The organism is Pseudomonas sp. R5(2019) (assembly GCF_009905435.1).
Lineage (GTDB): Bacteria > Pseudomonadota > Gammaproteobacteria > Pseudomonadales > Pseudomonadaceae > Aquipseudomonas.
In genome coordinates this window covers 163,021-184,649 of sequence record NZ_JAAAMT010000004.1, presented here as the reverse complement: position 1 = coordinate 184,649, position 21,629 = coordinate 163,021, and the positions used below count along the sequence as shown (strand labels likewise).

Sequence of the window (21,629 nt, the reverse complement as noted above, 5' to 3'; positions counted from 1 at the left end):
ACGCGCAGCCCGCTGCGCGCCCCTTTCGCGGAATTTCTATGCGTCTGTTTCACACCTCCGACTGGCACCTGGGACAAAGCCTGCACGGCCAGGAGCGAGACTTCGAACATGCCTGCTTTCTCGACTGGCTGCTGGGCCAGCTGGCCGCGCGCCAGCCGGATGTGCTGCTGATCGCCGGCGATATCTTCGACACAGTCAACCCGCCGGTCAAAGCCCAGGAGCGGCTCTACGACTTTATCGTCAACGCCCACGAGCAACAGCCGGCCCTGACCATCGTCATGATTGCCGGCAACCATGACTCCGGCTCGCGCATCGAACTGCCGGCACCGCTGATGCGGCGCCTGCGCACCCACGCGCTGGGCCGGGTGCTGTGGCTCGACGATGGCCAGCTGGATGCCGAGCGGCTGTTGATTCCACTGCCCGATGCTCAAGGCAATACCGCGGCCTGGTGCCTGGCCCTGCCCTTTCTGCGGCCGGCGGAAGTGACCGGCGTCACCCTCGGCGACGACTACCTGCGCGGCATCGGCAAGGTGCACGAGCTGCTGATCGATGCCGCCAACGCCAGGCGCCAGCCCGGCCAGGCACTGATTGCCGTCAGCCATGCCCACATGGCGGGCGGTGCGGTGTCCGAAGACTCCGAGCGCAGCTTGATCATCGGCAGCGCCGAAGCATTGCCCGCCAGCCTGTTCGGCCCCGACATCAGCTATGTTGCCCTCGGCCATCTGCACAAGCCGCAGAAGGTCAACGGTGAAGAGCGTATTCGCTACTGCGGCTCACCGATCCCGTTGTCGTTTTCAGAAATCGACTACCCGCACCAGATCCTCGAAGTCACCTGTGAGGGGGAACAACTGGTCAGTGTCGAGACACTGCGCATCCCTCGCGCGGTGGAATTGCTGCGCCTGGGTCCTGAGCCACTGGACGACATTGCGCTGCAACTGGCTGCACTGCCGGACGTCGACTTGCTCGATGACCCGGCGCGCCAGCCGTGGCTGGAAATTCGCGTGCGGCTGGACGAGCCGCAGCCGGACCTGCGCCAGCAGCTGGAAACCGCCCTGCAAGGCAAAGCCGTTCGATTGGTGCGCATCGGCGCCGAATACGCCGGGCGCAAGGCGGCGGGCGATGACGACAGCCCCTTGATCGATCTGGAACGCCTCAGCCCTCAGGAACTGTTCAGCCGCGTCTGGCAGGACGGCTTTGGCAATGAAGTCGATGCCCAGACTTTGGATGATTTCGCACAGCTGTTGCAGCAGGTGCAACTGGAGGGCGAGCAGCCATGAAGATCCTTGCCATCCGCCTGAAAAACCTCGCCTCGCTGGCCGGGCCGTTCGAGCTGGACTTCACTGCCGAACCGCTGGCCAGCGCCGGCCTGTTCGCCATCACCGGGCCCACCGGCGCGGGCAAGAGCACCCTGCTCGATGCCTTGTGCCTGGCACTGTACGGCGCGGTGCCGCGCTTGAGCAACACCGGCCGGGACGCCAAGGTCCCGGATGCCGATGGCGAGATTGCCAGCGGCGACCCGCGCACCCTGCTGCGCCGTGGCGCGGGCGCAGGGTACGCCGAAGTGGATTTCGTCGGCATCGACGGCCGCCGCTACCGCGCCCGTTGGGAAGCCAATCGCGCCCGCGACAAGGCCGGTGGCAAGCTGCAGAACAGCCGCCAGAGCCTGCGCGACCTGGACAGCGAACAGTTGCTGGCAAGCCAGAAAGGCGAATACAAGGCCCTGCTCGAAGCCCGATTGGGCCTGAACTTCGAACAGTTCACCCGCGCGGTGATGCTGGCCCAAAGTGAATTCAGCGCCTTCCTCAAGGCGGACGACAACGAGCGCAGCGAACTGCTGGAAAAACTCACCGACACCGCGCTCTATACCCGCCTGGGCAAGCGCGCCTTCGAACAGGCCCGCGACGCTCGCGATGCCTTGAAACAACTGCAGGAGCAGGCCGGCGGCATCGCGCCACTGCCGGCAGACGCCCGGGAAGCGCTGGACCTGCACCTGACCCAGGCGCGCGAGCAACTGCTGGTTGAGCAGACACACCTGCGAACGCTTGAACAACAGCGCCAATGGCTGGCTGAACAGGCGCGCCTGGCCGACGAACAACAGAGCGCTGAACGGCATGTGCATGAACTGAGCGCGGCGTTCGAGCAGCAAGGCGCATTGCGCAATGATCTGGCCCTCCTCGAACAGCTCGCCCCTCAGCGCCATCTGTTTGTGCGCAGTGTCGAGTTGCAGGCAAACCTTGATCGGCTTGCCGAACAGCTGACCCGTCACGCGTCACACCATGACGCACTGAACGCCCGCCAGCTGGCGCTGCAATCCAGCCAGCGCAGCGCTCACAGCGCCCTGCACACGGCGTTGCAAGCCCAGAGCGAGGCTGCCCCCAACCTGCGCCAGGCCTTCGAAGCGCAAGGCAGCCTTGCCCACCTGAACCAGCAAAAGCACCAGCTCGACGGGCCTCGCCTGGCTGCCGAACAGGCCTTCAACGAAGGGCTGGCGAACCTGCAGGCCCTGCTAGCGCGTCAGCAGCACAGTGAGCAACAGCTGCAGCACATTTGCAGCGCCCTTGAGCACAGCGTCGAACTGGCGCCGCTGGCCAATGCCTGGACGGTGCATCGGCCACGCCTGCAGCAGGTCGTCCAGCTCAGCGCCCGACAGGGCTTGGGCCGCGCCGAATTGCCCGCCCTTGAACAACGCGCCAGCGCTACCGAACAGCAGTGGCAACAGCGCCGTCAGCACCTTACCGAGCTATTTACCCAGGCCGGTTGCGGGGTTGAAGAGCTGGGCGAGCGCTTGCAGACGCTGAACACTCACTTGCACACGCAACGCCAACAGCAGCGTAGCCTTGAGGAACTGGAGCGGCTGTCGAGTCGTCGCCAGGAGTTCGACCAGCGCCTGCAGGCGATGCACGTGAACCTGCAACAGCTCGGCGAGCAACGCGAAGCCCGTACCGGCGAAGGCCTGGCACTCAAGACCCGCCAGCAAAGCGCTGAACAGGCCCTGAGCGTCACTCTGGAACTGCTCGAGCGCCAGCGCGTGGCCCGCAGTGCCAGCGTCGAAGAGCTGCGCGGGCAACTGCAGCCCGAGCAGCCGTGTCCGGTCTGCGGCAGCCAGGAACACCCCTGGCACCAGCCCGAAGCGCTGCTGCAAGCCTTGGGCAGCCACGACAGCCGTGAAGAAGCCCAAGCCCGCCAGCGGGTGGAGCAACTCAATACCCGGCTGACCGAATTGCGTATCGAAGTGGCTGGGTTGATTGACCAGCAAAAGCAGCTCAAGGCCCAGGAAGAACCGCTGCTGGCCCAACAATTGGCGCTGACGACGCAACTTGAGGCCCACCCGAGCCACCCGCAATGGCTAGAGCAAGGCGAGACGCAACGGGCCGACTGGTTGCGCACGCACCTTGAACAGCTGAACGCCAGCGTCACCGCAGCCGAACAGCAGCAGAACCGTCTGTTGGCGCTGCAAAAAGAGGCCGCGCAGTTGCAACAACAGGTGCAACAGGCGCAGGACGCGAGCCAGACCGCCGCCCAGCACCTCAACGAACAACAGCGCAGTTTGCTTGCCGATGGTCAGCGCCTGGACGAGGAGTTGGCTGCCTATGCCGATCTGCTGCCAGAGACGCTGATCGAGCGCCTGCGCAAGGACGCCACCGCCGCCTTCATGGACCTCGACCAGCGTCTGAGCGCAAGGCTTGCCCAGCTCCAAGAGCGCGACGAGGAACAGCGCGAACACACCGCACGCAAGCAGGCCATCGAACTGCAACAACAGCAACAGCAGAGCCGCGAACAGCAGCGCGCGACATTGCTGCAGCGTACCGCGGTGCTGGACGAACAGCTGCGGGCCTGCCAACAGCAATTGCGCCAGCTGTTGGGTGAGCATGCTCAGGCAGAACACTGGCAGCAGCAGCTGGAGCAGGCGGCCGCCCAGGCACGCCAGGCCGAATCCGAGGCCAGCCAGGCACTGCAAGCGATCAATGCCGAGCTGATCCAGAGCGCCAGCGACGGCAAGGCCCTGGCCCAGCGCCAGACGGATGACAGTGTCGCGTTGACCGGGCTGCAGGGCGCCGTCCAGCAGTGGCGCAGCCAGCATCCGAGCCTCGACGATGCGCAACTGCACGCCTTGCTGGCCTACAGCGATGCGCAAGTGCTCGCCCTGCGCCAACAGATCCAGGACAGCGAAAAAGCCCTGGAGCAGGCACGCATTCGCCTGCAAGAGCGCACCGCGCACCGGCAACAACATCAGGCGCAGAATACGACCCAACTGACAAACGAAGAACTGGCCAGCGCCCAGCACGAATCGCAATCGCGCTGCAGCGCCCAGGAGCAGGTGTGCGCTGAACTACGGGCGGCGCAGGTCGAAGATCAGCGGCGCCTGGACGCCCACCAGCACCTGCAAGTGCGCATCACCGAGGCTGAAACCCTGTATCAGCGCCACGCACGCCTCTCGGCACTGATCGGCTCGGCCGAAGGCGACAAGTTCCGCAAGATCGCCCAGGCCTATAACCTGGATATCCTCGTACACCACGCCAACGCGCAACTGCGCCAGCTGGTCAAACGCTACCGGCTCAAGCGTGGCGGCAGCATGCTGGGCCTGCTGGTGCTGGACACTGAAATGGGCGATGAACTACGTTCGGTGCACTCGTTGTCCGGCGGTGAAACCTTCCTGGTCTCGCTGGCCCTGGCATTGGGCCTGGCGTCCATGGCTTCCAGCACCCTCAAGATCGAATCGCTGTTTATCGACGAAGGCTTCGGCAGCCTCGACCCCGAATCCCTGCAACTGGCCATGGACGCTCTCGACGGCTTGCAGGCCCAGGGCCGCAAGGTGGCGGTGATTTCCCATGTTCAGGAAATGCACGAGCGCATTCCGGTGCAGATTCAGGTGCGCCGTCAGGGCAATGGTTTGAGTACCCTGGAGGTCAATGGATGATCCTCTATTCCTTCCGCCGCTGCCCCTACGCCATGCGCGCCAGAATGGCCCTGCGCTACGCAAGCGTGCCGGTACAAATCGAAGAAGTCAGCCTTAAGGCCAAGCCGGCCCGGATGCTGGAGCTGTCGAGCAAAGGCACCGTTCCGGTGCTGGTCCTGGACGGCCGAGTGATTGATGAGAGCCTTGAGATCATGCGCTGGGCGCTGGCGCAGAACGATCCAGAGAACTGGCTATTACCGGAGTCCAGCGAAGCGATGGAGGCGTTGATCGCCCACAACGACCAGGTCTTCAAGCTGAGTTTGAATCGCTACAAATACGCCGACCGCTACCCGGAGCATTCGCAGGATTTTTATCGCGAGCGAGGTTGTGAGTTCTTGCAGATGCTGGAAGATCGGCTGGGAAGGCAGGCGTTTCTGCTTGCCGATCACCCGAGCCTGGCGGACGTGGCAATCATGCCGTTCGTTCGCCAGTTCGCGGCGGTGGAGCCCGAGTGGTTTGCCCGGGCGCCTTATCCCAGGTTGCGCGCGTGGTTGAGCGGGTTTCTGGAGTCGGCGTTGTTCAAGGCCATCATGGCGCGCTGACCCAACACTTGTTTGGCTCAACGCGCTGGCAGAAACTTCAGGTCGGACGGCGAATCGATCGAGAATTTCTGCACGGTCTTGCCCAGCATGCCGGTCTTGGGGTCTCGGTCCAACACCACGATCCGGTTGCTCTTCTGATTCGCGATCAACACGAACTTGCCACTCGGGTCGAGGCTGAATTCGCGAGGGTGATCACCCTCGACACTGCGTCGCTGTACCGATTTGAGCATTCCCGTGGCCGGGTCAATGGCATACACCAGCAGTTCGTTGGCCGTGCCCCGGTTGCTGACATACAAAAACCGCCCATCCGGCGACACATGCAATGCTCCCGCCGCCCTGGCCTGCGCTTCGGGCTTGTCGGTCAAGGCTACCAACTGGCGCTGAATCAGGCTGCCGTCGTGGTAGTCAAAGACCGCCACCTGGGCGCTCATTTCCAGGGTCAGGTAGGCATGTTTACCGTCCTTGCTGAACACCAGGTGACGCGGGCCACTGCCCGCGGGCAAGGACGCCTCGGCCGGGTTGGCAGCGGTCAGAGGGCGCGCTTGATTGTTCGCGTCGTAGCGGTAGACGAACACTTTGTCCGCGCCCAGATCACTGACAAACACAGAGCGCCCATCGGGTGACGACACCACCGAATGCACATGCGATGAGGCCTGCCGCTCAGGATTGACGTGGCTGGCCTCATGGCTTTCCTGCTGGACCACGGCCGACAGCTGGCCGCCCTCGCCCACCGGGATCACGCTGACGCTGCCCCCAGGCGTGGGCTGAACGGCGTAGTTGGCCACAAACAGGTAGCGACCATCACTGCTGAGGCTCGAATGGGTCGGCTCATCGCCCAGGCTTGCCACCTGGTTGACCGGGCTGATCTGATGGCTTTTGCGGTCGATACTGAAACTGCTGACCCGGCCGGCAGGGTCGGCTTGCCCCGGGCCGTTCTCGTTGACCACAAACAGCGTGTGTTGATCGCGAGAAAGCGTCAGCCAGGACGGGTTGGCGCTTTTCACCACTTGCAGCGGCTCAGGGGCAATCTGCCCGGTGCGGGTATCAAAGGCGTACCGGTAAATCCCCTCGCTGCTGCCTTGGGTGTAAGTACCCACCAACAATTCATGGGTGGGCGCCGCCTCGACTTCCTCGGACATCAGCCCCAGGGCACCGACGATCAGGATCGGCATGACGATTCTTTTCATTGAGGGTTCCTCGCAGTCCATACAACAGACGGCCATTGGGCGAGGAAATTCCGACGGGCATCAGGCGTTTTCATCTTCGCCTTCATCATCCTCGCTGGCAGAAAAGGCATTCAAGCAGACTAGCCGATGCTCACCGGCATCGCTCTGGATCAACCAGGTTTCACCGTCCAGGCGGGCCGCTTCGATTTGCGCCGGGGTGAAGCTCCAGCGCTTGAGGGCTCGGCCGTCCATGCATTCGATCTTCAAGCCCTGGGCTGGATCAAAGTCGAATTCAAAGGCATGCAGGTCGTCGATCAGCAGCATACTGTCGCCGGTCTGCAGGATCTGGGAAAGGGATGGGGTGGTCATGAGACATTTCGCGTGGATGAAAGAGGCTCATGATAGGTCAAAGCGCAGGGCAATGCCCGTCAGTTAAGGAATGGAGCACAGACGTCCATGTAGGAGCGGACCTGGCCGCGATGGGCTGCGAAGCAGCCCCCGAGGCCGGTGACATCTACGACAAGCCCTGGGAGTACCGACGGTTTCAGAATCGCCGGGGCCGCTTCGCAGCCCATCGCGGCCAGGTCCGCTCCTACAAGGGTTGCGTCGAACTGACCGGCATTGGGGCAAGCTCCTACAGGGTCAATGGGCGAAGATTGAACCGCTCTCCTTGCCAACCATTTTCTCCGGTTTGATCAGGAATCGTGCCAGCGCTGGCAGCAGCCACAGGGCGCCAAACATGTTCCACAACAGCATGAAGGTCAGCATCAGGCCCATGTCGGCCTGGAACTTGATCGCCGAGAAAATCCAGGTGGCCACGCCGATGGCCAGGCACAGGCCGGTGAACAGTACCGCCTTGCCGGTGGATTTCAGGGTCTGGTAATAGGCCTCCTGCAACGGCATGCCGGCCCGCAGGAAACTTTCCAGTCGGCTGTAGATATAGATGCCGTAGTCGACACCGATCCCAACCCCCAGCGCCACCACCGGCAAGGTCGCAACCTTCACGCCAATGCCCATGAACGCCATCAGCGCGTTGCCCAGCACTGAGGTCAACACCAGCGGCAGGACAATGCACAGGGTTGCCGCCACCGAGCGGAAGGTGATCAGGCACATGGCCGCCACACAGAGGTAGACCAGGATCAGGATGGTCAGCTCTGACTCCTTGATCACTTCGTTGGTGGCCGCCTCGATGCCGGCGTTACCCGCTGCGAGAAGGAACTGCAGGCCATCGGTGTTGTGCTCATCGGCGAAGGCTTGCACTGCCTGGACCGCACGGTCGAGGGTCTCGGCCTTGTGGTCATTGAGGAAGATCAGCACCGGCGCCAGCGAGCAGTCGGCGTTGTACAAGCCGTCGGCACGGGAGATGGAGTTGTTGAGCACATCCTGGTTGCGCGACAGGGTTTCCCATTTCAGGTTGCCCTCGTTCATGCCCTTGATGATTTGCCTGGAGACCGACACCAGGGAAATCGCCGACTGCACGCCCGGGGTGTTTTCCATCTTCCACATCAACTCATCGATCGGCGCCATGGTGCTATAGGCCGAGCAGCCTTCGGCAGCGGTCTTGACCATGACCACCAGCACGTCGGAACTGGTCGAGTAATTGCTGATGATGAAGTTGTTGTCCTGGTTGTAGCGCGAGTCCGGCCGCAGTTCCGGCGCGCCCTGGTCGAGGTCGCCGATCTTCAGGTTCTGGCTGTACCAGAGGCCGCCGCCGAAGGCCAGCACGGCCAGCGCCACGGACACCGGTGCCACTTTGGGATTGGCGAAGTTGGACAGCAGGCGCCAGAACGGGTGCTCGCGAGTGGCGTCCTTCTTGCTGCGCTCCACTGCCTTCTGGCTGATGCCCACATAGGAAATCGCCACCGGCAGCAGGATCAGGTTGGTGAACACAATCACCGCCACGCCAATCGAGGCACCAATCGCCAATTCGCGAATCACCCCGATATCGATGATCAACAGCGTGATAAAACCCACGGCGTCGGCGAGGATCGCGATCATGCCCGGCAGGAACAGTTGCCGGAAGGTGCGCCTGGCCGCGGTCAGGGCGTTGTCGGCCTCGCTGGATTGCAGGGCGATACCGTTGATCTTCTGCACCCCGTGGGAGATGCCGATGGCGAAGATCAAAAACGGCACCAGCATCGAGTAAGGGTCAAGACCAAACCCCACCGTATGCATCAAGCCTAACTGCCAGACCACCGCCACCAGGGTGGTGATTAACACCGCGATGGTGCTGCGGATGCACCAGGTGAACCCGTACAACAGCACCAGCGTAATGAGGAAGGCGACGCCGAAGAACATCACCACCATGATCAGGCCGTCGATCAGGTCGCCGACTTTCTTGGCAAAGCCGACGATATGGATCTTCACGTCCGGGTTCTGGGCCTGGAACTTGTCGCGGATTTTCTCTTCCAGTTGATGGGAGAACTGCTGGTAATCGAGCTTGAGCAGCTTGCCTTGATCGTTCGGGTCCGGATAGGACTCCAGCAGCGGCACGTCGATGATGCTGGATTTGAAGTCGTTGGCCACCAGCCGGCCGACCTGGCCAGATTTGAGCACGTTGTTACGCAGGTCATCCAGGCTGTCGGGGGAGCCGTTATAGCTCTGGGGGATCACTTCACCACCGGCAAAGCCCTCTTCGGTGACCTCCGTCCAGCGCACGCTGGGGCTCCACAGCGACTTGAGGCCGGAACGGTCGACGCCAGAAATGTAGAACACCTCGTCGTGGATCTGACGCAGGGTCTCCATGTAGGTCTTGCTGAAGATATCGCCGTCTTTGGCCTCGACCGAGATGCGCACGGTGTTGCCGAGGTTGGCGAGGTCATTGCGGTGCTCGAGCATCTTCTCGATAAAGGGATGCTGAAGCGGGATCATTTTTTCAAAGCTGGTGGAGGGGCGGATCAGCGTGGCCTGGTAAAACAGGACGGCGCTGACCAGCAGACAGATGAAAATCACGGCCGGGCGGTTGTTGAAGATCAGGCGCTCGAGCAGCGTCGCCTTGTCTTGATGGGGGATGTTCATGCGGATCTGCTCCCGGCTCGTCATGGCTGGACCCTCTTCGCACCGGTCGAGGTCGCAAGGTGAACGCCTCCTTGTCCCACCAGAATCAACTCGTCGCCCGCTTGTGCTGCCGCCGCCGCCAGTGCAACGCGGTCCGGGCGGTTGAACACGCTGAAACTGCGACCGTCATCGCTGCTGCGCAGCACACTGCCGCCGTTGCCGACCAGCACCAGTGTCCCGTCCTCGATCAGCGTAGCGCTGGACAGGCCGAATTCGAGCGGGCCTCGGGCAGCCTTGAGCGGGATGGGCTGCCAGGTGGTGCCGAAGTCGGTGGAGCGGAACAGGTTGCCGCGCAGGCCATAGACCAGCAGCGTCGATGGCTGGGCGGTGCCGATCACGCCAAACAGCGAGCCTTGGTAAGGCCCTTCGAGGCGTTCCCAGGTCTGGCCCCAGTCGGCGGAGCGAAACAGGCTACCCTGCTCGCCAACGATAAACAGCCCGGCATCCTTGACCGCGGCAATGCCGTTGAAATGAAACTGGTCTTCGTTGTCGATGCGGTCGCTGACGTCTTCCCAGTGCTGGCCGCCGTCGAGGGTTTCCAGCAACGCGCCATAGGCACCGATCGCCAAGCCATTCTGCCGGTCCTTGAACCAGACATCCAGCAACGGCGCCTCGCGCTTCAGGTCTTCGAATTGCTTGATCCAGCTCGCTCCAGCATCGTTGCTGAAGAGGATCTGTGCATCGTGGCCAACGGCCCAGCCGTTCTGATCATCGACAAAGAACACCGCCGTCAGCAGCTGCCGGGTCGCAACCCTGGCCTGGGTCCAGTTCTGGCCCTGATCGTCGGAATAGAGAATATGCCCTCGGTCGCCAACGGCGACGAGCCGGCTGCCGGCATGGGTGATATCAAGGAGCAGCCCGCGTGACGCCTTGGCTGATTCGATGGAATAGACGGTGGTGGAATCGGTGTTGGCGACTGCCTGCAAGGGCAGCCCGGCTCCCATCAATACGGCACACAACGAAAGCGCCACATTCAGCCCAACGCTGGTGCGCCCTGCCCTGATCCTGGCACCTGCGGCGGTGCCCGGCATGACCGGCTCACTCATAGACCTGCCCCTCGATTATTGTTATTCGGGTCAATGCCTGGCGCTTTTGACGGACCTGAAACTGGCTGTCTAGAGCGCCGTGACTGCTGGACCAATCCTATCGGGCAATGGAAACGGATGACAATGAACATGACGTTATCTTTTGTTAAGCGCCGCCGCGGCAAAACACCGCGCGGCCAGACTGTGCAAGGGTTAACGGGGGCTGGCGATTGCACACCCGCACCCGCTCTGAATGCCGGATCATCAGTGGGCCTGATGGTCGCAACGCACAAGGTGCCCCTCACGAGGCTCAGCGCACGCCGCGTCGGCGCAATGCCGCTGCACTGAACTCGTCGGTATTCGGCGCTACCTGGGCAAAATCCACCGTTCCGACTTCTTCGTTGTCCAGGTTCTGGACGTGATAGCGTCGTGCCTGCAAGTCATGATAAACGTCCAGTGCCGACCAGACCGTGGGCAGCTCATAGAAGTTTTTCAGGTAGGCCATCGAGACCCGCCACAACTCGCCACGTCCGTCGTACTGGTCGACCACCGCGGCTTGCCAGCTGTCCTCATCCAGGTACAGCCGGCGTTTGGAGTAGATATGCCGGGCATTGGGCTTGAGCGTGCCCTCCACTACCCAGACCCGGTGCAGCTCGTGACGGGTGTAGTCAGGGTTGAGGTGACCGGCCTGCAACAGCGATTTGTACTTCACCTCGGGACGGGTCACCCGGTAGTTGTTGTAGGGGATGTAAATCTCCTGCTTGCCCAGCAGCTTCCAGTCATAGCGGTCTGGAGAGCCGTTGTACATGTCAGTGTCATCGGCGGTGCGCAGCCCGTCGGCGGCAGCGATCGGCGTGTCATAGGCCAGGCTCGGGGCCCGTCGTACCCGCCGCTGGCCCGCGTTGTAGGCCCAGGCTTCGCGCGGTCGGGCAACCTGATCGAGCGGCTCATGCACCAGCACCGCGCCACCGGCCAGGCGTGCGGGGCTGCGGACAAAGCTCAGGTAGTAGAAGAGAATATTGTCGAATTCGGCGGCCGAGCCTTTCGGGTCATAGAAACGGAACAGGCCTTCCTGCTGTGAGGTGATCGGCGAGTAACTGCCATTGCGCTGCACCGCGACTTCCGAGGCCCGCCGCACGGTGTAGTGGCCGCGGTAGCGGGCGATGTGGTTCCACACGGCTTCAACACCGGTCTGCGGCAGCGGGAAGGGAATACCGGCATAGGCGCCGACAAACCCGTTACCGCCCTCCACAAGACGGGCCTCGGTGGCATTGCGCCGGACGTTGTCATACACCCATTGCGGCGCAGCCCCCGAGCGACGACTTTGATAGACCGGCATCCGATAGGTGTCCGGGTAGGCCTCCAGCAACGCGACCTGCCCCGGCGTCAGGTTGTCCTGGTACTGCGCCATGTTGGCGCGGGTGATGGTGAACACCGGCTGATCGCTGGCAAAGGGGTCGACATGATGGCTGCCAGAACCGCCGTAACCGGCCGGCGGCTGGGTAATTCCGCCGTCCCAGGCGGGGATGGTGCCGGCTGCATTGCCGGCCATTTCCGCCCCCATGGGCGTCAGGCTCTTGCCGAGCCGATCAGCGGCCGATACCCCGCCAGTGCAGAGCGCCAGCCCTATGAGTGCGTATTTGAAGCGATGCGCCTTGAGCATGCTGTTACTTCTCCCTGTACAGACCAGGCCCCGGTGCACAGACACCGGGGCCTGCGGTCAGAACGAATATTTGAGGTTGAGGCCGACGTTGTCGCGGTCACGAATGGCGCTGGCTTGCCCGCCGCCGTAAAACTCGGTGTACTGCAGCTCAGCCTCGAAGGCGTTCTGGTAGCTGGCCTTCAAGCCCAGCGAGTACGCCTTGCGGCCTTCGATAAAGTTACCGGTCTGATGGGAATTGCCCTTGAAATCGTCCTTGTAGATGGCGAAGGGAGAAAGATTGACCCCGGCAAACACGTCATTCCAGGTGCCGATCAGCATCAGGGTGCCACCGTAGGCATCGGGGGTGACCTGGGCGCTGTCCTTGAAGCCGGCGATATACGGCACGTTGGCGCGGCTGGAGTATTTGCGACGGGTGCCATCGAAGGCGGTGTATTCCAGGCTGCTGCCACGCAAGTGCTCGGAGGCCACTTCGGCGACAGCGGTCAGGTTGCTGAAACCGAGCGTGGGGCCGAAGTTGTAGATCGTGCCCAGAGACGCATTGAACATCTCCACCCGCTCGCGGTTGTTGACCTGATCGCGCAGGCTCACGTCCTTGCCGCCGATGTTCACCACCCCGCCCGAGGCCATCTGAGGGGCCTGCAGGAGCAGATCACCGAGCAGGTCGCTGGTGGTGGCAACGCCGATCGGCATGTTGGGTCGATAGGCCAGTTCGCCGAACACCGAGGCATCGCCCAGGGTGGTGTTGAAGGTGAACCCGAACATGCGGATGTCTTCGGAGTAATGCCGGCGACCGTTGACCTGGTTGGCGACGTCTATCGTTGCAAGACCGCCCACCGTCTGTGCCAGCCCCTGGCGATAAGCCTGGGCCTGGGGTGAGTTGGGAAACGCCGCGAGGATTGCTTGCAACAATTGAACAGAGATCCCGGCCTGATCCGCTATCGCCTGCTGGAAGCCCGGCTCGACCGCCGCTGTCAGCTCAGCAAAATCCAGCCCGGCATATGAGCCGAGGTCCGCGTAGATGGTCGGCTCTTTGGCGTGATAGTTGACGAAATAAAAGCCAAACTCAGTGGAGTTGAGCGACGGCGCCACATAGCGCATGGCCGCCCCGAACTGGCCGTCATCCCGGGCATTGATATCCGGCCCGATGGACGCCACCTTGATGTTGCCCTGGGCATCGACCGTGCGCCCGCCCTGCAGACCACCGGCCCCCACTGCGCTCAGACCGCTGTAGACATTCGATAGCGGTGTGAGCGCCGGCAAGGTGGCATACGCCGTATTGCCGCCATCGGCAAACAGATCGGTCTCGGAGAAGAAAGTCCCCACCGGGTCCACCGCCGTCTCTTTCCAGTTGAACTGGTAGAAGGTTTCCAGCGAGAGGTTCTCGGTCAGGCCAAGGTTGAAATTCAGCGCCTCGACCGGCACCAGCACTTCCTTGAGCTCCGCGCCGGGCAGGCGGAAGCGTGCGGCGTTGATCGGGTTGGTGGTATTGACCCCGCCCCGGTAGAACAGCCCTTCGCCCCAGTTGAACACTTGCCGCCCGGCCCGCGCCGTCAGCGGCATGTCGCCCAGTTGCCAATTGCCGTGCACATAGGCGTCGAGGATCTCTGCCCGGCGACCGGCGTGGTCACGAGTTTCTTTGGTGAAGCGGTTATTGCGCGGAAAGTTCTGGCTGGGTTGAATCGGCATGTTGTTGTCGTTGAAAGCGGTGCCCTTGTCCATGATCTGCGTGTCATAGAACGCGGAACCGCGCACGAACAGGCCGTAATTGCGGTAACTGGCTTCAAGGTCACTGGTGATCTTGTACACCTCGGAAACCAGCCCGGTGTCGAAGTTGCGATTACCATCGTTGATATTGATGTCGTCGTTGGTTTCATCGCGCCCCTGCACGCGCCAGAGTTGGCCGTAAGATACCGTAGTGTCCAGCGATCCCTGGACTTCGCCGTCCAGAAACCTGAACTCCACGGCTGACGCTGGAGCGGCGATCAGCAGCCCTGCAAAGGTAAAGCCGGCACGCGCCGGTGCCAGGCGCAAGAGCGCCCTGGCGGGATTGATCCGCATGGTCTGTTTACTCCCTGTACGACTTATTGTTGTGTGTGTGAGTCAGGCGTCTGGGCCTTGCCGGCAGTGGCAAAGGCACGCAGCACCGAAGCGACTCAAGGTGTCGGCCGCTACAGAGGGAGCAAGGCTGATGCCAAACGGGGATAAATAATGAAAAAACCAGGCAAAACCAATCAATTTCAGATTATTCGTACAATGCTGATAAGAAGCCTCAAAAGGCCATGTAGGAATATATACGCCATACAACTACAACCACGAAATTTCATACAACCAAATTCCATGATCACATCGTTGAACATCTGAAACTTATGACCGACCCACTCAAATAAAAACAGATTTTCGAACTTCTCCAACCAGTAACAAAAAAGGTGTTACCCGCGATTAACGGGTAACACCTTTTTCATGGCCTGCTTATTCAATCAAACCAGGCTTTTACTCACGACTTCAAATACATCGCTCGAAAGTTCACCCGAGGCCAGAATCCGCTCCAGCTCACCCTTCATCAACGTCTGACGCGCGGCATCGTACTTGCGCCAGCGGGTCAAGGGTGCCAACTGCCGCGAGGCGATTTGCGGGTTGAGGGCATTGAGTTCGATCACCAGGTCCGCCAGGAAGCGGTATCCGGAACCGTCGGCGGCGTGGAAGTTGATCAGGTTCTGGCCGGCAAAGGCACCGATCAAGGCGCGCACCTTGTTCGGGTTCTTCATCGTGAAGGCCGGGTGCTGCATCAGCTCGCGCACGCGTTGCAATCCGCCCGACAAGGTGCTGGCGGCCTGGACACTGAACCACTGATCCATCACCAGCGGGTTGTCCTTGAAACGCTCGGCGAAGCTGGCCAGGGCCGTGGCGCGCTCCGCGGTGAACGGCGAATTGACCAGTACCGCCAGCGCGGTCAAACGCTCGGTCATGTTGTCGCTCGCCTCGAACTGATCAAGGGTGGCCGCCAGGACTTCAGGCTTGCCGCTGAGCATCAGGTACGACAACACGATGTTCTGCAGACTGCGGCGGGCAAAGTGCTCGGCCTCGGCGACATAGGCAGTCTGTTTCGAGACCTCGCGGTTGGCCTGGTAGCGTGCCCATAGCGCATCGAACAGCTGATCGGCCAGCGCCTTGCGAGCGAATTCACGCGCGGCATGGATGGCATCGACATCGGCCACTTCGCTGATTTCGGTGAGGTAGGCTTCGCTGGGCAACGAAAGCATCTCGGCAACCATGGCCGGGTCCAACTGGTGGTTGCCCAGCACACTGGCCAATGCCGTCACCAGTCGCTGGTCGATCACCAGGGCCTGGCCTTGCTGGTAGTGACCGATCAGCTCTTGCAGCACCTGCACCGACAATTGCTGGCCGGCCTCCCAACGGTTGAAACCGTCGCTGTCATGCTGCATCAGGAACATCAGCTGGTCGCGGTCATACGGGAAGCTCAGCTTGACCGGGGCGCTGAAGCCACGCAGCAGCGACGGCAGCGGCTTGGCCGCAATGCCTTCGAAAGTGAAGGTCTGTTCGGCTTCGGTAACCGACAGCACCCGGGTGTTGCCCACTGCCGCCGATTCGCCAGCCAGGCGCAGGGCGATTTCATTGCCCTGAGCGTCCAGCAGGCCCAACTCCACGGGGATCACGAACGGCAGTTTCTGAGCCTTGTCCGGAGTGGCCGGGCAGCTCTGACGGAAAGTCAGGCTGTACGTCTGCGCAGCGCTGTCATAGGTTTCGCTGACTGCCAGTCGCGGCGTACCGGCCTGGCTGTACCAGCGCTTGAACTGGGTCAGGTCGACACCGTTGGCGTCTTCCATGGCCTTGATGAAGTCATCGCAGGTCACCGCCTGGCCATCGTGGCGCTCGAAGTACAGGTCGCTGCCCTTGCGGAAGCTGTCGGCCCCCAACAGGGTGCGGATCATCCGTACCACTTCCGAACCCTTTTCATACACGGTCAGGGTGTAGAAGTTGGAAATCTCGATAAAGCTGTCTGGGCGCACGGCGTGGGCCATGGGGCCGGCATCTTCGGCGAACTGGTGAGTCCGCAGGTAAGCCGCATCCTCGATGCGCTTGACCGTGCGCGAGTTCACGTCGGCGGAGAACTCCGAATCACGGAACACCGTGAAGCCTTCCTTGAGCGACAGCTGGAACCAGTCACGGCAGGTCACGCGGTTGCCCGACCAGTTGTGGAAGTATTCGTGGGCGACCACCGCTTCGACCCGCTGGTGCGCCGCATCGGTCGCGGTTTCGGCCCGGGCCAGCACGCAGCTGGAGTTGAAGATGTTGAGGCCCTTGTTCTCCATGGCACCCATGTTGAAGTCGTTGACTGCCACGATCATGAAGATGTCCAGGTCGTACTCGCGACCGTAGACTTCTTCATCCCAGCGCATGGACTTCTTCAGGCTGTTCATGGCGTGCTGGCACTTGTCGATGTTTTCCGGCTCGACATAGATGCGCAGAGTCACTTCGCGCGCGGACATCGTGGTGAATTTATCTTCCACGCACCACAAGTCGCCAGCCACCAGCGCGAACAGGTACGCCGGCTTCATGAACGGGTCTTCCCAGGTCGCCCAGTGCCGGCCGTCTTCACCCGGGCCACTGGCGATCGGGTTGCCGTTGGACAGCAGCACCGGGTAGCGGTGCTGCTCGGCGCTGAGGGTGGTGGTGAAGCGGCTCATCACGTCCGGACGGTCGAGGTAGTAGGTGATCTTGCGAAAGCCCTCGGCCTCGCACTGGGTGCAGAACATGCCGCTGGACTTGTACAGCCCTTCCAGCGCGGTGTTGGTTTCCGGGTGGATACGCACGCTGCTGTCAACCGTGAATCTGGCTGCCTTGGGCTGCAGGGTCAGGTCGTTGTCGGTCAGCTGGTAGTCAGCGGCGGCCAGTTCCACATCGTCGAGCTTGACCGAGAGCAGTTCCAGCGCCTGGCCATCGAGCACCAGCGGCGGCAGGCCCGGGCCACGGGCCGGGTTGCGGCGCATGACCAGCTGTGCGTGAACCAGGGTGTGGTCCTCGAACAATTCGAAGGTCAGGTGAGTCTCGTCGATCAGGTACTCGGGCGCCTGATAGTCCTTGAGGTAAATCACTTGCGGCTGTTCGGTGCGCATGCGGCTGTCCTTCTACTGATGAACGGCGAGCTGGTAGGCCGTGTATTTGCGAATGTTGATCACGCCGGTGTCGAAGATCAGGTACTGGCCCTTGACCCCCAACAGGGTGCCTTCGGCCACGGGGCTCTTGTCCAGATTAAAGCTGACGATCTTGCTTGGGTAAGCCTGCACCGGGTAGCGGATTTCCACCGGCTCGGTGTCGTGCAATGGCTGGATGGCTTGTAGGCCGAATCGCCCCTGCAAGGCTTCCAGGCCTTCGCCACAGCTGGCAAACAGCTGGTCGCGCACGGCGCCAAGGTCCACCGGCTCGGCGTCGCCCTTGAGCAAGGCGCGCCAGTTGGTGCGGTCGGCTACCTGGGAACGGAACAGGTCTTCGACCAGCCCGGACTGCTGGCGGGTGGCGACACGCAGAATCGGCAACGCCTGGCTGGCGCCCTGGTCAAGCCAGCGAGTCGGTAATTGGGTGGCGCGGGTGATGCCGACCTTGATGCCCGACGAATTGGCCAGGTACACCACATGCTCGGTCATGCAGAACTGCTCGCCCCAGGCCGGGTCACGGCACGTGCCTGCCTCGTAATGGCACTTTTCCGGGCTCATGATGCAGACATCGCATTGCGCCAGCTTGGTCATGCACGGGTAGCAGTAGCCCTGGCTGAAGCTGGTCTTGGTCTTGCGCCCGCAATGGCAGCAGTGGATCGCACCCAGGTACTCCAGGCGCAGGGTCTGGCCAATCAGGGGGTTGACGGGCACTTCGGTGTCGCCCAGCCGAAACGCGTATTGAACGACTGGCGTTTCAAGGCGCGCCGACATTTTGCTGATGGAACCGCGGCCAATCTCGATCAATGGATGGCATCCGACTTGAACAGGATGTTCGGCACCGGCGCCGACTTCGAAGCACACTCTTGCGGGCCCATGTAGCCGGTGCGCTGTTCTTCCGGCAGGTTCTGGATTTCCCAGGCGATCACCGCTTGCAGCGACAGTTCTTTCTGCTCGGTGGTCAGCTTGCGGCCATCGGACCATTTGCCCAGTTCTACCGCCAGTTTCAGGCTCTGGTAGATATCCGGGGTGATGTTTTCAATCATTTGCTTAAAAGAGGACATACATTCTCCAAAAATCAGGCGGCCAGTTTACGCCGCGCCAGAGTCCCACCCAAGAGGCCGGTCAAACAACCGACCAACAACCCGCCGACGTGCGCGGCGTTGGCGATGGCACCGAAGCCAAGCAAGGTGATCAACCCGGACATGCACAGCCCCAGCCACACCAGCATCATCACCAGTACGCCGCGGGGCAGGCGATACAACGGATCGGGCGCCAGCCACTGGTACAGCCAGACATGCCCGAGCAAGCCGTAGAGCACACCGGACAAGCCGCCGAACAGGCTGGGGCCGCCAAACAGGTATTGGGCACAGTTGGAGACCACGCCGAATATCACGCTCAAGGCCAGCATCATCCAGGGCCCCTGGCGCCATTCGATACGCCGCCCAAGCTCCCAGTACCACAGGCCGTTCATGGCCAGGTGGAGGATGCCGAAGTGGATCAACATCGGTGTCAGCAGCCGCCACCACTGGCCGGCCGCCAGGCTCTCGGCCAGCGGGGTGAAGTACAGGTAATCGCCCTGCACGCGAAAATCGAGGAAGGTCAGCCAGCGAATGGTCTGGAGGTTGTCGCCAAGGCCGGTCAGCCCGGCGACCACCAGGCACAGCAGCAGAACGGCTGCCGTGACCGGGTTGGCCCGCAGCTGCGCGACCACCCCGCCCGGCTGGCTTGGCTGCTCGATGGCGGGCACGTCAATATCGGCATTGCCATCAGGAAAGCGCTGGTAGAGGTGACGAATCTGCTCGGCCACTTGCTCGTCGGCCACCCACAAGACCTGGTCACCCGCTTCCTCGCTGACCCGGTGCGACACCTGCAGGCGCCGCAGTAAGCCGACAAAGCCGCTCAGGTCGGTACTTAACGGCAAACGAAAAACCGCAACCGGGCTCATTGACGCTCCTCGGGTCGTTCAACGTCGACCCAGACGAACTTGCGCGGGTCGATCTGTGTTTCGTCGTCCAGCCGGTACGCCACCAGCTTGCCATAGAGCACGGCGCTGTAATCCAGGCAGGCAAGGTTGGGGCGAATCGGCGCCGGTTTGCCGCTGCGCCAGTAATGGCCGACGAACAGCATCGGCTCTTCAAGCCCATAGCGCAGCAAGGCGTTCTTTTCACTGACCGACAACGGCGTGCTGGCGACCCGCTCGGGCAAGGCATCGGGCTGGAAGACGATATCGCCGTAGGTCTGCGGGTCTTCTTCCCAGAATTTGGTGCGGAAGAACGCCCGGGTCAGGCCGTCGCCGCCAGTCAAGGTCAGGCCGTTGGGCAGGCGCATGTCGGTGCCGCGCAGCAGTCGGTCAAAGACATTGCAGGCGAAGCTGCCCGACACGGCTGCGGCCTGCAGGAAATGCTGATCGATGCGCCCGTCCGGGTACTGCTTGCGCAGCGGCTCGATCAGCCCCGCGTCCCAACAGGCGTGCACCAGCCGGAAGCGACCGGCGTCGAGAAACAGCGGCAGCTCATAAAACCAGCCGAGAAAGTCGCGCCAGTCGTCAGGATAGTGGGCGAACTGGGTCAGGGTTTCATCGATCAAACGGGCGTGACGCGGAGTGTGCTCGCGCACGAATTGCTTGCCGCTGTCCGGCAGCGCCGGCGTGGTCCAGCCCAGCGCGTTGAATTCATGGTTGCCCATGATGCACAGGGCCTGCCCGGCCTCGACCATGTCGTGAACGATGTGCAGGGCCTCGCGGATGCGCGGGCCACGGTCGATGATGTCGCCCAGAAACAATGCCTGGCGCTGAGGGTGGCGCCAGACGCCGGCCTGACGCTGGTAACCGAGGGTGTCGAGCAAGCGCTCAAGGGTGTTGGCGCAACCATGCACGTCACCGATCAGGTCAAAGCTTCGCGCTGGATCGAGCATCAGTCGCCTCCACCGCCGAGACGACTGCCCCAGCCGAGTTTGGTCCGACAGACTTCATAATAATTGTGGTCCAACGGATGAATCAGACGCAGTTTTTGCGGCTTTTTCTTCACGGTGATGGTGTCGCCGGGGGCGCAGGTGAAGTGATTCTGGCCATCGCAGGACACCTGCGGATAGATCTGCAAGTCCTTGGAAACGACGATTTTCAGCTCGCTGTTGCCGTCCACCACGATCGGGCGGCCCGACAGGGTGTGCGGGTACATGGGCACGATGACGATGGCGTCGAGTTTGGGGTGCATGATCGGGCCACCCGCCGACAGCGCATAGGCGGTCGAACCGGTTGGCGTGGCGACAATCAGGCCGTCGGCCTTCTGGCTGCAGACGAACTGGCCGTCGATGTAAATCTCGAACTCGATCATCCGGGTCGATTTGCCCGGGTGCAGCACCACATCGTTGAGGGCATCGCCCTGGCCGATGGCTTCGGCGTGGCGGCGCACTTCAGCCTGCAGCAGAAAGCGGTTCTCGACCAGATAATGGCCGTCGAGCACCTCGGCGACCTTGGTCTCCAACTCATCGGGGCGAATGTCGGTCAGAAACCCCAGGCTGCCGCGGTTGATGCCCAGCACCGGGGTGTTGTGCCGGGCCAGGGCGCGAGCGGCGCCCAACAGGCTACCATCACCTCCGACGACAATCACCAGGTCACAGACCTCGCCCAGCAGCTTGCGGGTGGAGGTTTGCAGGCCGTGGCCGGGCAGCACTTCGGCGATGGTGTCTTCGAGAATGACGTGCAGATGCCGCTGCAGCAGGAATTTCTTCAGGCGGCGAATGGTGTCGAGCACCTGCGAACTGCCGAGGCGACCGATGATACCGATATTGCGAAATTGATCCATGGGGCTCCTGCGCGGGTCTGGAACAGGCGTTAAGGCGAAATCCGCACGGCGCTGGGGGCACCTGAACCGATACTGGCCAAAGAAGCTGATTATGGGCGAAAGCGCCGCGTAGCGGCAAACGCTACCCTCAGGGCTTCCGAAATCCTGTAGGAGCGGACCCGGCCGCGATGGGCTGCGCAGCGGCCCCGGCGATTCTGAAATCACCTCCACTCGCTGGCTGAATCGCAAATGCCAATGGCCTC

General features: G+C 62.1%; 15 protein-coding genes. 3 read left to right on the top strand and 12 right to left on the bottom strand.

What is annotated here, in order from left to right:
- The first annotated feature begins 38 nt into the window (after positions 1-38).
- The 3 genes from GUY40_RS04905 to GUY40_RS04895 are packed head-to-tail and all read left to right on the top strand — an operon-like array spanning position 39 to position 5,499.
- On the top strand, positions 39-1,277 hold the full coding sequence (locus GUY40_RS04905; protein WP_166567813.1) for an exonuclease SbcCD subunit D C-terminal domain-containing protein: 1,239 nt from the start codon (positions 39-41) through the stop codon (positions 1,275-1,277).
- A complete protein-coding gene (locus GUY40_RS04900) occupies positions 1,274-4,918 on the top strand; it encodes an AAA family ATPase (RefSeq protein WP_166567812.1) in 3,645 nt (1,214 codons plus the stop codon). The genes GUY40_RS04905 and GUY40_RS04900 overlap by 4 nt, the downstream gene beginning before the upstream one ends.
- The gene (locus GUY40_RS04895) at positions 4,915-5,499 is read left to right on the top strand and encodes a glutathione S-transferase (protein ID WP_166567811.1); all 585 of its coding nucleotides are present in this window, start codon (positions 4,915-4,917) and stop codon (positions 5,497-5,499) included. Before GUY40_RS04900 ends, GUY40_RS04895 begins: the two co-directional genes overlap by 4 nt.
- Positions 5,500-5,516: 17 nt before the next feature.
- Here the strand turns inward: GUY40_RS04895 and GUY40_RS04890 are convergent, their stop codons facing one another.
- From GUY40_RS04890 to GUY40_RS04835, 12 genes are all read right to left on the bottom strand, one after another.
- Positions 5,517-6,686 (bottom strand): lactonase family protein, encoded by a 1,170-nt coding sequence (locus tag GUY40_RS04890; protein WP_166567810.1) that lies wholly within the window; start codon positions 6,684-6,686, stop codon positions 5,517-5,519.
- Positions 6,687-6,746: 60 nt separating this feature from the next.
- On the bottom strand, positions 6,747-7,034 hold the full coding sequence (locus GUY40_RS04885; protein WP_166567809.1) for a DUF5629 family protein: 288 nt from the start codon (positions 7,032-7,034) through the stop codon (positions 6,747-6,749).
- Positions 7,035-7,307: 273 nt separating this feature from the next.
- Positions 7,308-9,683 carry an RND family transporter gene (locus GUY40_RS04880; protein ID WP_166567808.1) on the bottom strand — a complete coding sequence of 792 codons (2,376 nt, stop codon included), beginning with the start codon at positions 9,681-9,683 and terminating at the stop codon, positions 7,308-7,310.
- A gap of 20 nt (positions 9,684-9,703) precedes the next feature.
- Positions 9,704-10,768, bottom strand: coding sequence for a YCF48-related protein (locus tag GUY40_RS04875; RefSeq protein WP_166567807.1), 1,065 nt, complete (start codon positions 10,766-10,768; stop codon positions 9,704-9,706).
- A 289-nt stretch (positions 10,769-11,057) separates the two neighbouring features.
- Positions 11,058-12,410: a DUF1329 domain-containing protein gene (locus GUY40_RS04870; RefSeq protein WP_166567806.1), complete on the bottom strand. Its 1,353-nt coding sequence runs from the start codon at positions 12,408-12,410 to the stop codon at positions 11,058-11,060.
- Positions 12,411-12,467: 57 nt separating this feature from the next.
- A complete protein-coding gene (locus GUY40_RS04865; RefSeq protein WP_166567805.1) occupies positions 12,468-14,468 on the bottom strand; it encodes a DUF1302 domain-containing protein in 2,001 nt (666 codons plus the stop codon).
- 419 nt (positions 14,469-14,887) lie between these two features.
- On the bottom strand, positions 14,888-17,545 hold the full coding sequence (gene pepN, locus GUY40_RS04860; RefSeq protein ID WP_166567804.1) for an aminopeptidase N: 2,658 nt from the start codon (positions 17,543-17,545) through the stop codon (positions 14,888-14,890).
- Positions 17,546-17,557: 12 nt separating this feature from the next.
- Positions 17,558-18,388 carry a DUF2797 domain-containing protein gene (locus GUY40_RS04855; RefSeq protein WP_178117679.1) on the bottom strand — a complete coding sequence of 277 codons (831 nt, stop codon included), beginning with the start codon at positions 18,386-18,388 and terminating at the stop codon, positions 17,558-17,560.
- Positions 18,385-18,645 (bottom strand): YeaC family protein, encoded by a 261-nt coding sequence (locus GUY40_RS04850; protein ID WP_166567803.1) that lies wholly within the window; start codon positions 18,643-18,645, stop codon positions 18,385-18,387. Before GUY40_RS04850 ends, GUY40_RS04855 begins: the two co-directional genes overlap by 4 nt.
- 14 nt (positions 18,646-18,659) lie before the next feature.
- The gene (locus GUY40_RS04845) at positions 18,660-19,529 is read right to left on the bottom strand and encodes a rhomboid family intramembrane serine protease (RefSeq protein ID WP_166567802.1); all 870 of its coding nucleotides are present in this window, start codon (positions 19,527-19,529) and stop codon (positions 18,660-18,662) included.
- Positions 19,526-20,497, bottom strand: coding sequence for a metallophosphoesterase (locus tag GUY40_RS04840; RefSeq protein ID WP_166567801.1), 972 nt, complete (start codon positions 20,495-20,497; stop codon positions 19,526-19,528). The genes GUY40_RS04845 and GUY40_RS04840 overlap by 4 nt, the downstream gene beginning before the upstream one ends.
- Entirely contained in the window at positions 20,497-21,387 is an 891-nt protein-coding gene (locus GUY40_RS04835; RefSeq protein ID WP_166567800.1) for an NAD(+) kinase, read from the bottom strand. Before GUY40_RS04835 ends, GUY40_RS04840 begins: the two co-directional genes overlap by 1 nt.
- Between the last annotated feature and the right edge of the window lie 242 nt (positions 21,388-21,629).

Excerpts from the sequence above, each read along its gene's own strand:
- GUY40_RS04905 (WP_166567813.1), top strand. The coding sequence starts at position 39 with ATGCGTCTGTTTCACACCTCCGACTGGCACCTGGGACAAAGCCTGCAC.
- GUY40_RS04900 (WP_166567812.1), top strand. The coding sequence starts at position 1,274 with ATGAAGATCCTTGCCATCCGCCTGAAAAACCTCGCCTCGCTGGCCGGG.
- GUY40_RS04895 (WP_166567811.1), top strand. The coding sequence starts at position 4,915 with ATGATCCTCTATTCCTTCCGCCGCTGCCCCTACGCCATGCGCGCCAGA.
- GUY40_RS04890 (WP_166567810.1), bottom strand. The coding sequence starts at position 6,686 with ATGAAAAGAATCGTCATGCCGATCCTGATCGTCGGTGCCCTGGGGCTG.
- GUY40_RS04885 (WP_166567809.1), bottom strand. The coding sequence starts at position 7,034 with ATGACCACCCCATCCCTTTCCCAGATCCTGCAGACCGGCGACAGTATG.
- GUY40_RS04880 (WP_166567808.1), bottom strand. The coding sequence starts at position 9,683 with ATGAACATCCCCCATCAAGACAAGGCGACGCTGCTCGAGCGCCTGATC.
- GUY40_RS04875 (WP_166567807.1), bottom strand. The coding sequence starts at position 10,768 with ATGAGTGAGCCGGTCATGCCGGGCACCGCCGCAGGTGCCAGGATCAGG.
- GUY40_RS04870 (WP_166567806.1), bottom strand. The coding sequence starts at position 12,410 with ATGCTCAAGGCGCATCGCTTCAAATACGCACTCATAGGGCTGGCGCTC.
- GUY40_RS04865 (WP_166567805.1), bottom strand. The coding sequence starts at position 14,468 with ATGCGGATCAATCCCGCCAGGGCGCTCTTGCGCCTGGCACCGGCGCGT.
- pepN (WP_166567804.1), bottom strand. The coding sequence starts at position 17,545 with ATGCGCACCGAACAGCCGCAAGTGATTTACCTCAAGGACTATCAGGCG.
- GUY40_RS04850 (WP_166567803.1), bottom strand. The coding sequence starts at position 18,645 with ATGTCCTCTTTTAAGCAAATGATTGAAAACATCACCCCGGATATCTAC.
- GUY40_RS04845 (WP_166567802.1), bottom strand. The coding sequence starts at position 19,529 with ATGAGCCCGGTTGCGGTTTTTCGTTTGCCGTTAAGTACCGACCTGAGC.
- GUY40_RS04840 (WP_166567801.1), bottom strand. The coding sequence starts at position 20,497 with ATGCTCGATCCAGCGCGAAGCTTTGACCTGATCGGTGACGTGCATGGT.
- GUY40_RS04835 (WP_166567800.1), bottom strand. The coding sequence starts at position 21,387 with ATGGATCAATTTCGCAATATCGGTATCATCGGTCGCCTCGGCAGTTCG.